The organism is Bacillus sp. NH11B (genome assembly GCF_001884205.1).
In the GTDB taxonomy this organism is placed as follows: Bacteria; Bacillota; Bacilli; order Bacillales; family Bacillaceae_G; genus Bacillus_A; species Bacillus_A proteolyticus.
Window position 1 is genome coordinate 47093 of sequence record NZ_MAOG01000138.1, and the last position, 12747, is coordinate 59839.

The 12747-nt window shown below is 33.8% G+C and carries 10 protein-coding genes and 3 pseudogenes; 2 read left to right on the forward strand and 11 right to left on the reverse strand.

Annotation, left to right across the window (positions count from 1 at the left end; all coding sequences use genetic code 11):
* Positions 1–228: 228 nt before the first annotated feature.
* The 11 genes and pseudogenes from BAU27_RS26025 to BAU27_RS26065 all read right to left on the reverse strand — a co-directional run bounded on the left by BAU27_RS26025 (position 229) and on the right by BAU27_RS26065 (position 10266).
* On the reverse strand, positions 229–1461 hold the full coding sequence (locus BAU27_RS26025) for a DUF4073 domain-containing protein (protein ID WP_071772440.1): 1233 nt from the start codon (positions 1459–1461) through the stop codon (positions 229–231).
* A 379-nt stretch (positions 1462–1840) separates the two neighbouring features.
* Positions 1841–2299 carry a VOC family protein gene (locus BAU27_RS26030; protein ID WP_071772441.1) on the reverse strand — a complete coding sequence of 153 codons (459 nt, stop codon included), beginning with the start codon at positions 2297–2299 and terminating at the stop codon, positions 1841–1843.
* A 516-nt stretch (positions 2300–2815) separates the two neighbouring features.
* The gene (locus BAU27_RS26035) at positions 2816–3928 is read right to left on the reverse strand and encodes an aminopeptidase (RefSeq protein ID WP_071772442.1); all 1113 of its coding nucleotides are present in this window, start codon (positions 3926–3928) and stop codon (positions 2816–2818) included.
* 52 nt (positions 3929–3980) lie between these two features.
* Positions 3981–4316: a hypothetical protein gene (locus BAU27_RS26040; protein WP_071772443.1), complete on the reverse strand. Its 336-nt coding sequence runs from the start codon at positions 4314–4316 to the stop codon at positions 3981–3983.
* Positions 4317–4421: 105 nt separating this feature from the next.
* Positions 4422–4554: pseudogene (locus tag BAU27_RS33045) on the reverse strand (IS3-like element ISBt2 family transposase); the annotation flags it as partial.
* Between the two features lie 148 nt (positions 4555–4702).
* Positions 4703–5470 (reverse strand): annotated as a pseudogene (locus tag BAU27_RS33050) (polysaccharide lyase family 20 protein); the annotation flags it as partial.
* 220 nt (positions 5471–5690) lie between these two features.
* Positions 5691–6650: an RtcB family protein gene (locus BAU27_RS33440; RefSeq protein ID WP_368087161.1), complete on the reverse strand. Its 960-nt coding sequence runs from the start codon at positions 6648–6650 to the stop codon at positions 5691–5693.
* Positions 6651–7589: 939 nt separating this feature from the next.
* Positions 7590–7814 (reverse strand): annotated as a pseudogene (locus BAU27_RS33445) (RtcB family protein); the annotation flags it as partial.
* A gap of 186 nt (positions 7815–8000) precedes the next feature.
* Entirely contained in the window at positions 8001–8426 is a 426-nt protein-coding gene (locus BAU27_RS26055) for an ester cyclase (RefSeq protein WP_071772445.1), read from the reverse strand.
* A gap of 161 nt (positions 8427–8587) precedes the next feature.
* Complete coding sequence (locus BAU27_RS26060; protein WP_071772446.1) at positions 8588–9502, reverse strand: class I SAM-dependent methyltransferase; 915 nt, start codon at positions 9500–9502, stop codon at positions 8588–8590.
* Between the two features lie 290 nt (positions 9503–9792).
* Positions 9793–10266, reverse strand: coding sequence for a DUF4188 domain-containing protein (locus tag BAU27_RS26065; RefSeq protein ID WP_071772447.1), 474 nt, complete (start codon positions 10264–10266; stop codon positions 9793–9795).
* 569 nt (positions 10267–10835) lie between these two features.
* Here BAU27_RS26065 and BAU27_RS26070 point away from each other — a divergent pair.
* Positions 10836–11429, forward strand: a complete 594-nt coding sequence (locus BAU27_RS26070) for an ATP-binding protein (RefSeq protein WP_139254690.1) — start codon at positions 10836–10838, stop codon at positions 11427–11429.
* A gap of 145 nt (positions 11430–11574) precedes the next feature.
* Entirely contained in the window at positions 11575–12699 is a 1125-nt protein-coding gene (locus tag BAU27_RS26075; protein ID WP_071772449.1) for an LPXTG cell wall anchor domain-containing protein, read from the forward strand.
* The last annotated feature ends 48 nt before the right edge of the window (positions 12700–12747 follow it).

The window sequence follows — 12747 nt, forward strand, 5'->3', positions numbered from 1 at the left end:
TGAAGTCATCTTTCTGGATTAAAAATGTATTGAATTTCATTTCGGTAAATGCAATTGCATTAATGATTTTAACCTCAGTACGGTACATGAAATTTACATCAACGATTTTTCAAATATATCGTTCATAACTTGAAATATATCAACGATTCGACATAAAATATCGATTTACCGGCAAAAAAACAACAAAATAAAAAGAGCCCACTCATTAAAAAGTAGGCCCTCTTCCAATTACTTATTTACCGAAAAACGAAGCAGCTGTGTTAATCCCGGCTGTAAATTCATTTCTCCTTTATGACGGACGTAAACGATTTTTTCCCCATCAATTTTCGGAGGATTCCCTGGATTATACGTATGCCACTCATTCGTTCCATCTATAGAGTACTCCATATATTCAGTTGCACCGACAATTATATTTTTACTATCATCCGCTGTTACATTTGGTGCCATTTGTGCAATTTTCGAATCGCTAATTAATAGTTTCTTTATGTCTTTATCACGTTTATAATCATACGCTGTTACGATTACATCGTTACCGTATGCTTTTATTTGTAATCCTTGTTTAAATGAATATCCATCTGGAGCAGTCTTCTCTCCCCCATTCGGTCCAGCTGACATCCAGCCTGTTTCAATTCCGCCTGTATTTACAACTGTAAATCCTTTTTCATCTCCGCCTGCAATTTTCTTTTTACCAGCCCAGTCCGGTAAATTTAAATCCCAATGCGTATGACTCGTAAAGAAAACAACTTGCGGATAGTCTTTTAATATATCGTACAATTTATCGACGTTTAAATAGTCTTGTAAATATGGTGATTGTCTTGATCCAGATACCGTATCAGGTAAAACGTGATGAGAGAAAATGAAAATTGGTTTATTTTTATCTTTTTGGCTGTACTCTTCTAAATTTTGCTTTAACCACCCTAATTGTTCATCACTCATATATACTTCGTCCCACATTTTTGAATCGTGATATTTCATATATTTTTCTGTTCCTAAAAATAAAAGCGGATAACCGTCTAATTCTTTTTTATGATATGCCTTATCTTGTCCGCTAAATTTTAAATATCGATTAAACAATGTTTCTTCCGTTACACCATTTGGCCATGTGCTTTGAGATAATTTCCCATCAGCTGTCCATTTGCCAGCATAAAATTCATGATTCCCAACAGTTGACCATACATTTCCCGGGAGCTTATTTTTGTTTAACACACGCTTAACATCATCATATTGTGACTGCTGTCCAGTTGGCGTTATATCCCCATTCATAATAAGTGCTCTAGAAAGTGGCGTCACTTTGTTCATATCTTTTAACACATGATCAAAATCCCCTAAATCCCCTTGAATATCACTAATAACATTAAAAGTTGTAGCTGATTTTCGGACTTGCTCTTTCCCTTCTGCATGTGCTGAAAACGTCGGTAATAAAGCCGCCATAATAGCTAATGAGGCAACTGTCTTTTTCATACAAATTCTCCCCCTAATAATAGAATGTATAAACTGACATGTTCTGCTTTCTCTTAGATGCTTGTCCAATTCACATTATAAGGAGGGATTGTAAAGATTGATGGAGTAAAAAATTAATTGTTTTTTAAGAGGTTTTGTCTTTTTTTGCAATCCACAATTAGCGATTCGCGCCAATCCAGCTTTCTAGCCTTTAACATTAAATAAATGTAAATTTATATGATAAATCTTTTAGTTTCCGTTACATAACGACAATAAAATACGCTACTTTTTTAAGTTCTCTTCATTTAATCCGAATAACTCTGGTAAAGTAAAACGTCCACCTTTTCTGTATATTTTTCAAAAAAGAATAACATTTTCCCGTTTATAGATACAATCTCATTTATTTTTCTCGGTGTTCCGCATCCCATTCACTTAAATAAGATGCATACTCTAATTCATCTGGATCATCATGTAACATAGAAATAAATTCTAATTTATTCCCATCACAATCCAGAAAGTATACACTAGCAGCTGGCATCCATCTTTGGACAATTGGCTCTTGATTTCCTTTTCCTTGGCTTCCTACCACTTCTATTCCACGACTCTCTAACCACAATTTAGAAGTCTTTAGAAATTCTAAATCTACACCAAAAGCAAAGTGTTTCATCTCAAACACATCAATATTATGTACCTCCCATAACCCAAGCATTTGCTTTTTACTTTCTCCTATCCAAAAGAAAGCCAATTTTCTTTTGGATAGTTTTTTTGCTAATGCTAACCCTAGCTTATTTTGATAGAAATCTATCGCCTTTTCTAAATCTCTTACTTGTAAATGAGTTTCATATATATTCTGTAACATTCTACTTGTTCCTTTCTTTATTGATAACAACGGGTTAAATAGTTACTGTAATTTAAAATCTGAAATATGTATAATCATTGTAATGTATCTCCAAATCTGATATATCTATTTACTATTTTATCGAAATAGATATATGATAAATCCAACTGAGGTAGTAAATTCAAATGAAATTTCTACTACTTTTGTAGGAGAAATCTCCATTAAAAAAAGACACAGAGATTTCTCCCCATGCCTACTAATCCTCTACTTCTTCACCGCATGTACAAAATGCACTGTTTCAAAGGCTTCTAAATAAGTGCTAGTTCTATTCACATTATATGGAGGGATTTTAAAGATTGATGTAATAAAAAATCAAGTGTTTTTCAAGAAAATTTGTCTTTTTCACTCAACAATTACCGATCCGCGCCAATCTAGCTATCTATTTATTCGCATTAAATAAATGTAACTTTATACAATGAATTCTTTAGTTTGTTATGGCGGATTTTAATCTCCTTTACACAATTTCAATAAAGCACTTTACCTTTTCAAATTCTCTTCATTTAATCCTAACAACTCCGGTAAAATAAAACGGCCATCTTTTCTAATTAGTACGTCATCAAACCAAATTTCACCACCGCCATACTCTTGTCTTTGAATGTTTACTAAATCCCAATGTATCGCTGATTTATTACCATTGTCTGCACCTTGTAACGAATCTCCAATTGCTACATGAAAACTACCATTTATTTTTTCATCAAATAACGTATTATTCATCGGGTGCAATATATAGGGATTAAACGCTAGTGCAAATTCTCCAATATACCTTGCTCCCTCATCCGTATCAAGAATTCGATTCATTCGCTCTGTCTCATTTGCATATGCCTCTATTATTTTCCCTTGTCTGACATGTAACTTTATATTTTGAAACGCATAACCTTGTTGAACAGATACTGTGTTAAACGTTATTACTCCATTTACAGAATCTTTAACAGGTGCTGTATATATTTCGCCATCAGGGATATTATCCGTACCATCTCCCTTTAAAACGCCTATTCCTTCAATTGAAAAATTTAAATCCGTCCCTTCTCCAATAATCTTCACTCGTTTTGCCTTTTCCATTAATTCTTTTAATGGCTCCATTGCTTTCGACATTTTATTGTAATCTAACGTACATACATCATAATAAAATTTTTCATAAGCCTCAGTGCTCATATTCGCTTCTTGAGCAGAAGCCGCATTCGGAATTCTTGTTGTCACCCATCTCGTTTTATACACTGCCTCACTATGTGCCTTTCCAAATATCTTTTGATATAATTTCATTTTTTCTGATGGCACATCTGCTAATTCATATGCATTTCTAGGGCTACGAAGATTAATATATACTTGCATCTTACTTAAGCGATAACATTCCCAATCTGCAAATAACTTAAATTGTTCTTCAGATCCTGACAAAATCAATTGCCTAGTAACAGAAACGTCGCGCATTGATACATGCGCATATCCTCCTGCTTTTTCCACAGCTTTAATAATTTCACGAATTACCATAGGATCTATTTCAGTAACACTTTGAATTAACACTTGATCACCAGGTTGCACTTTAGTAGAATGGTTGACTAATACATCTGCTAATTTAGATAATCCTTGTTTCATTACGCTCCTCATCCTTCCATTTCAAAAACTTAATAAAAAAGAGAAATACTCTTCAAGCATTTCTCTTTTTCATCCAAACAATTGATAAAAAATAAATTATTAGAAATATAATATATAAATTCCATAACGTAGGTATTGCAGCTGCACTAAGATAAAGAGTTCCTGGTAACATCCAAATGCAGCAAACAATCATAAAAGTTTTTTTCCTAGTAACTGCCGCAATTACTGTTAGAAAAGAAGGAAGTAAGAACATGAAAAATACAGTGATATATACTTCCTTATCAAGCACTTGCTTGCTGTAAGGATTAAAATAAAGGAAAACTATCGAAAGGGTAAAAATGCTTATAGCTGCTACTACTCCTATATAGACATTTACATTATTTTTCATAAGCCTCCTACTTCCAAGAGTCATATTTTTATCAGTATATTTTCTATCACTACACTACATTTCATTTCCTTGTTCTTCACAAAAAATTCATTGCTACTGTCAGTGTTTTTGATTAAAGATATCCATAATCGTTGATATATACAATAAATAATAGATACGTCACATCCGTAAACCATTTTTTATTTGGCACTGAAGCTTCGAATTAACGTTCCAATCGATGAGGAGCTACCACTTGTTCCGGATATCTGTTTTCCCTTTTCTAAGGAATCACTTTTGGTCACCATATCCTGATAGGTCGCCTTTTCATTTCCAATCTTGGCATCTGTGATGAAAATCTTCCGTTCTATCACCGGACCAGGTTTCACTTCACCATACTTCGGTTTCCACTGTGGGTGGTAAAGCCCTATCTTGAGGTAAGGCGTACGCGCACGTCTAGTATAGGCATTAGGACCTTGCACTTCCCATACAACTTTTCCATCTTTCCATATTCGTAGTAATCCTTCACTTCCTGCTGACCACCTTGCATAGATTACCCAAGAAGACCAAACTCCTTTTTGCACTAGTCCATCCAATGTCTTAAAATCGCGCCCTATATTCGCAGGAGAACCAAATGCTCGTTGTATATTCCATCTATCACCTTCCACTGCAATAGCCAATTCCGGAAAATCCCGATCTACTCGCTCACTGCCGAGTACGGCGTGCCATTGCATGACGATATCGTTGCCACTGCTCTTGTCGAACTCCCAATCCTGCGGGATATAAATCCGTGCTGAATACCAACGTTCGTGGAACCCTTCTTCGTATGGCTGTGCAATTTCTGAACGGAATTGTCCTTGAGAATGTGGAACAACGAACTGCACTGCTTTGTAATTCCTCGTCATGTCGGGCGCATCTACTATATGTACACGCTGCGAGATCGTATCAGTATCTAGGTTGATACGGTTTTCCGGCTCGTTGATCGCTATTTTCCATTTTTCTAGTCCAGATTGAAAGTTGTCTTCTAAAATAATAGGATCGTTTACTTCCTTAAACATAGACTTCTTTTCTTTTTTGGAGACATCCGACTGAGTCACTGTCTTTTTTATATCAACCAACACGATACCAGCTACAAGTAAACTGACAGATAGGACAAATATAGCAAGAATTTTTTTCATCTTTCATGACACTCCATCTAGTTTATTTTTCTCTCGTAACTTCACCTTATAACGCTGAAAACGTCGCATCCCATTTGGTTGAAATTTGAAAGTCTCGTATTTAAAAGCCTAACTGGAGTTTCTCTATAAGAGCTCACTGCATCGATTTTAGAGGATTATTAGAAAATATAATGCCTACTTCCCAATATTATATTTTCTAATAATAAACGTTACTCCCCTTTTAATTCGCTTTAAAATTGTAAATCGGCTTAATAATATGTTTGATATCAATTGTCTCTTTTGTATTCTCAACAATTTCATTCATTGGCTTATATACCATTGGTGCTTCATCTAACGTGCTTTCTGCAACAGATGTAGTCCAAACTTCTGTCATTGTATTTTGAAAATCCTCTAAGTTAAGTACTTCTTTCGCCTTCTTACGGCTCATAATGCGTCCTGCCCCGTGCGGTCCAGAAAAGTTCCAATCTGGATTTCCTTTACCAAATGCAATAATTGAACCGTCTCTCATATTAATTGGAATAATTACTCGTTCATCTTTCTGAGCTGAAATAGCACCTTTTCGTAAAATCATATTTTCCATATCGATGTAGTTATGGATTGTAGTGAATTGATCTGTTACTGTCCAATCCATTCTAGTGACAATTTCATCCATCATTGCTTTACGATTTAACTCCGCATATTTTTGAGCAATTTTCATATCATTCATGTAATCTTTAAATCCTTGACCTTCTAAATAAGCTAACTCTTTGCGAATCAATGGCTTCTTAATCCCTCGTATAGCTTCCTGTATTTCTTGTTGTCTACCTTCTCTTGTAAGACGCCCAATGATTTCTTCTTTAATAGATTTAACATTAATAAGTTGCTCGTAAGCAAGGTTTTGATAATACTCTGCTACTTGTTTCCCTAAATTACGCGAACCACTATGAATGACAATGTATACATTTCCTTTATCGTCCTCATTCAGTTCGACAAAATGATTTCCACCACCAAGTGTACCAATACTTTTTTGAGCACGCTGTAATGTAAATGGAGCCCTTACACTATTAAAATCAATCATTTTTGAAAATCGATGTTCCTTATCTCGAATACGAAAACCACTTGGGACAAATTTACGAATTGTTTCGTCTAAGTGATCGAAGTTGATTTCTTCTTTTTTCTTATCGATTACTACTACTTGCATGCCACAATTACCTGTAATAGCAATACATCCATTTCGTCTCATAATCCAATATCCAGTATGAGTAGTAAAACAGTATTTAAATCCATCTTCAGAAGAAACAGTTTGAATTTCTGTCTTTGGTGTTCCTGCTATTTGTACTCTAGGCTTTGATTTTGCCACTAAACAACGATACGACTCTTTACCTTCTCTCTTGTCATGATTAATAGATGTACGAATTCCTTGTGTTGCAAAAGCATATTGTATAAAGTCTGCATCTTCTTTATAAATGCTACAATATGCTCCTTGATCCACTGCATAATCCCAATGTTTTACTTCATCACAAATAACAGCCAATTGAGATAAGGATGCTTCATATAATTTATCCATTCTCTTCTCCATCATTGGCGGCTGGAAGCGAAAATGAATAACATCGTCGTATGTTTTCTGAGAGTACATAATGTTAGCGGCCTCTAAGAGTTTTTTAATTCTTGAAATTTTACGCTCTTTCTTTAATTTAATGACACATGTGGTCTTATTCTCTAATCGACCGTCTGCCATAACCATCACCTGTACTCTAACTTGTGCATCCGTTAATGGGAGTTGTGTCGAAATCTCTAAGTCTGGTATTTCAGTAATAAAATTATCACGAAAACCAAGTTTTACTTCTGAATGCTTGTTAAATAATTCTTCTGCTGTCAAAGTATAGCGTTCACCTCTAGATTTCGGCCTATGGTGTGAACCCTTCTCCACTAAAACTGTATGCTCCTTAGAAAGCATTTGATCAATACCATATTTGGTCTTCAAATGATAAAATTCAGTTTCTTCTTTCTTAATAAACATAATAGGCTTTTCGAAATAGGTACGATCGTTTTTAATGTCATATGTCGCAACCTCTTCACCATTATATTCAGAAATTTTAACCCATCCTTGCTTGGATAAAAACTCTGTATCTTTATCCACACAACCAATATCTACCCCGACTAAATTAGGAACAATTTTATCTTGAATTGTCATTGTTGTCCCAATCGTACAACCTGCCCCCGCATGTGTATCTGGCATAATACGAATCTTACTATCCTTTGCGAATTCTTGGTTACAGAGATCAATAATTTGACCTGCTGCTGTCTCTTCAACATTAGTAGTAAACACCTTCGCTTCATTGAATTTCCCTTGTAATTTCAACATCTTCTATTTCCCCTTTCCTTTAGATTCTACAAAACAGCGATTCATATATATTTTATATTCAGATGTTATATAATATATAGCAATATATTTATAATTATATTTTCCATCACTACAGCTCATTTCCTTTTTTAACAAAAAAAGACACAGAGATTTCTCCCCATGCCTACTTATAGCTTTAAAAATTAACTACTGAATATTTTTATTGCGCTCTAATTGGTTTTGAATTCCTGACCTATCAATTTGAATCCAATACTCTGCAATTTTCCCATCTTCTACTCTATACACTGCACTTGCTATTTGAATGATTGGAAGTCCTGTAGGTTGATATCCATCGATTTCTCCTACATGCATACCTACTTGTTTCCAACGTACATATACTTTACTTCCTTGTACTAAAAATTCTTGAATTTCTAAAGAAAAGTTACCGTATACTTCAATCATCTCTCTTACATGTTCAGCATAATCTTCAGGTGTTCTGCAAACTGTTTGTTCTTCTTCAGATACAATTTGATGTGCCAATACTTTTTCTGCCATTAATTGATTTGAAAAGTCAGGATTATTCCCCGAACGTACTTCATCAAAAAATTTTCTAACAATTTGTTCTGGCGTCATTTAAAAACCCCCTTATTAAGAAATCCAATGCTAATCATATCATAGTTTATTTTAATCTACCTATTAAAGTAAACTGGTTCATGTGTACAATAACAAGACGAAATCTCTTCTTTCTTAAGAAATCCCAATTGTTTCCCCTGAAAATTCACTATACTAATTATCTACTTCTTCACCGCATGCATATACTGCACCGTCTCAAAAGCTTTCAAATAATCATTTCTTCCTTCAAAATATAATTTATTTATGTCCTCTGGTGATAAGTGCTCATAAATGAGTAAACCCGACTTCTCTAACAATGCTTCCATTTCGCAATAAGAATAACATGACTTCATCGGTTCTCCGCCTACCGCTGCCATTTTCACCATATTTTCAACTCGGTTAGACAACCCTTTTTCCGTAAATAGGTTTTCATCGGGATAATCAAAAACAATAGAACTACCTGCTGGAACCATCTCGAATAAACACTCTATTAAACTAGAAAGCTCTTCTTTTGTTAAATAGTACGTAACACCTAAAAGGCTAAAGAAAGTCTTTTTATTTTCAAATCCTTCATTACGTAACTGTTCATCGGAAAAACCTTTCGTGAAATCCATGGAAACAAAATGAAGATTATTTGGAATTTCTAGTTCTGCTTCTTTTATTCTTTCCTTCTTAAACTGCTGCGTAGAAGGATGATCCACTTCAAATACTTCTATTTTATTTTCTAATTCTTTGTGTCTAAAACTGAACGTGTCTAAGCCAGCACCGAGTATGACGTATTGTTTTGCTCCCAATGTAATTTCATGGAGTAATACTCTTTCACAATATGCCGCACGTGCTAAAGGAGTTGGTGATAATTGAACTTGTGTAATCCATTTTAATATTTCCTTCGGATCACCTTGAAACTGCTCTACAATATCTTTATTGAAAAAATGTATTCCTTGAACCATATTCGTTTCAATTTCGTTACGTTCTTTTGGCGATATGAATTCTTTAGCGATATAATCATCAAAGATTTTCGGATTATCAAACTGACTATGATACGCCCTGCTGAAAGCTGATACTAACGACGTTACACTTGCTTCACCTTGTTTCATGCACATACACTCCTTCATTTTCACAACAAAAATAGGGTCCCCCTGGCCAGGAGAACCCTATTATACACATTATTTTTATATTGGTAAATTATAGCATAAATAAGTTTTTTTGTCAAGTTTTTAGCTCTCCTTAACACTTCGAAAAATTGTATGTTTTCAAGAGGAAAATTGAAATTACATACATAATATTCCTATTTTAATGAACAGGTCCTTTTGAAAAAAAGAAAAACACTCTGAGGTGTCTTTCTTATACTTCATTTTTCACTAAAGTAAATATTAAAAATTCTAAATTATTCACCCATTCTTTTTTTAGCAGTATTAGTATCTTGAGATACTGGTATGTGCTCGGTAGCTATAGCTAAACCTGTTTTTGGCATATTAACATAGATTGCTTCAGAAGCACCTTTTTCTATTTGATAGGTTTCATGAAATACACCGACACTCCCATTATCTTTAATCTTATTGTTGTATGATTTCCAAGCATATGAATGGTTTTTTCCGTGAGCGTAGTTTACTAACTCATCGAATCCTTTCCAGTATTGAATTAAGATTACTTTTCTCCAACTAAATAAAAATTCTGTATGTAAGAAACCCCATTGTGGGTTTTGATACAATTCTTTAATCATAGGTCCCATAGCGTTAAAAACTGGTATCCACTTCCAAAATTTTAATAGGTTATTAATACGCATACCAATAATAAAAACAACAAATTCTTTATCCTTGCTATTGGCTATATGCCTGCCGTTAAAAATTTTAGCTCCCACTTTAATCCCCCTTTTTTACTGAACATAAATAATGTGCAGCTCCCAAATAAACCATAACATTTTCCCATGAATTTTCCAATTAATTTAACATAGATTATGAAAGGCTGTACTTAACAATAAAAGGTATACGTTTCCCATCTTTTTTATTAATAATAGCTATTATTAATAGTTACTCTAAATCTCCTTTTCACCAGGAACATTCCCTTACTTCAGGGATTTTTAAAGCTTCAAGTAATTATTCCTTATGCTTCACTTCAAGAGAAATAAACGAAATTAAATTCCCTTCCATATACATATTTCAATAATGATAGTATTGCTTGCCTCTTTCTAAACAGAATATTTTTAGTTCATTTGAATTAGGACAACATCACAATCCTTCATTTTCACAACAAAAATAAGGTCCTCCTGACTAGGAGAACCTTATTTCACACTTTTTTAATATTGGTAAATTACATAATAAATAAGTTTATTTGTAAAATTTTCAGCCCACTACCACTCCGACACTTTGCATATTCTCTGGCAGGAAAATTGTCGATTCACACCGAACATTCCTGATTATAACAATACTTATGGAGGCCAATATGAAAAGATTAGTCATCATCACAGTAGGAAAAACACACAGCGGAAAAACTACATTTGCAAAAGCATTAGAAAAAGAGTTACCCCACTCTTTCGTTATGGATCAAGATAACCAAGCCGAATTTATTAACACGCATTATGAAAAATTACAGCCGACTAAGGGCCCTAATACATTTAAGCATGGTCTTTCAAAATTCATCGTTGATTATGCAAAAGAATATACAAATTTACACCTTATCATTTGTAATTCCAATCGCAGTAAAAACGGAAGATTATATTTACTAAACGAATTATTTCCACAAAACGAATATGTACGTATATTAGTACATTTTGACATCCCAGATGATGTACTTTATGAAAGAGTGGCTCGAAGCACGCGAAGTACAAATATTTTTAGAGGTAACTATTCCAGCTTCAAAGAAGTTCTCAATCGCCAACAGGCTGAATCCCTTCATGAAGATGTAGTAGATCCTGTAGAAAACGAGGCTGATTATTTGTTTGTTATTCGCAATAATAAAGATGTAAACTCTACTATCGAAGAAATTGTTCATCTTGCTGAAGATTTATCCCCTATCCAAAAATAAGAGACTATAAGAATTACATAATCACAGATTATTATGCAAATACTTCCTCTAAGCGCCGAACATGGTATATAATGATATAATAATCTGCTTTTATATGCTCAATTTTACACAATAGAGTTTATTCATAGGAAAGAGGTACAAAAATATGAAAACAAAACAAACAATCGCTGCGTCTACACTAGCTTTAGCAATGATTGCGGGTTCTACCCCTACTCATGCAGAAGTAAATGATGCTACTCCCCAGCAAAGTACTGGAGATCGATTAGCTGAAATTAAGCAACAGAAACAAGAGTTAGATGCGAAATTGCAGCAACACAAAGAAAATGTGGATCAAACATTAAATGAACTTAACCAAGTTAAGGAAAATGTTGATACAAAGGTTAATGAACTACATGAACGTAAACAAGTTGCAGATGAAAAAATCGGCGAGATTAAGCAACAGAAACAAGAGTTAGATGCAAAACTTCAGCAAGATAAACAGATTGCTGAGGATAAAATTGCTGAAATTAAAGAGCATAAAAAACAAGTAGATGACAAAGTCGCTGAAATTAAAGAGCATAAGCAAAATATCGATACAAAGGTTAATGAGCTTAAGGAACATAAACAAACTGTCGATGAAAAAGTGAATGAAATTAAGCAGCATAAAGAAAACATCGATCAAAAGGTTAATGAGCTTAAGGAAGTAAAAAAACAAGTAGATGAAAAATTAGCCGAGTTAAAGAAAGCGAAACAAACTGCTGAGGACAAACTTGCTGAAATTAAAGAAAACAAGCCGAATGCAGGTAACACGTTAGAAGAACTTAAGAAAATCAAACAAAATTTAGATGGTCTTTCAGCTAACTTAGAACTAGCTAAACAAGATGTGAAAAACAAACTAGCTGAGTTACAAAAGGCTAGACAGGACTTAATAAATAAAATAAATGAAATTAAACAAGCAAAACAAACTGTTTCAGACGATTTAACAAAGAAAAAACAAGACCTAGATATTAAAATAAACGACTTTAAACATACTGAGAAGAAAATTGACGACAAATTAGCTGAGTTACATACAACGAAGCAAAATGTAGATAACAAAATTACTGAAGTATCACAACCTAAACAAACGACAGCGGATAATAACAATACTACTGTTCCAGCGAAAAACAATACTAGAGAACTTCCTAACGCTGGTAGTGAGCAATCAAGTAATATGGCTTTAGGAATGTTATCTATTCTAGGTGGACTTTTATTAGTAACACGCAATAAAATTAAAACGTTATTCTCAAAATAATGCTATTATAACTACCTTAAATTATTAATAAAAAGGACAACAGCGTTT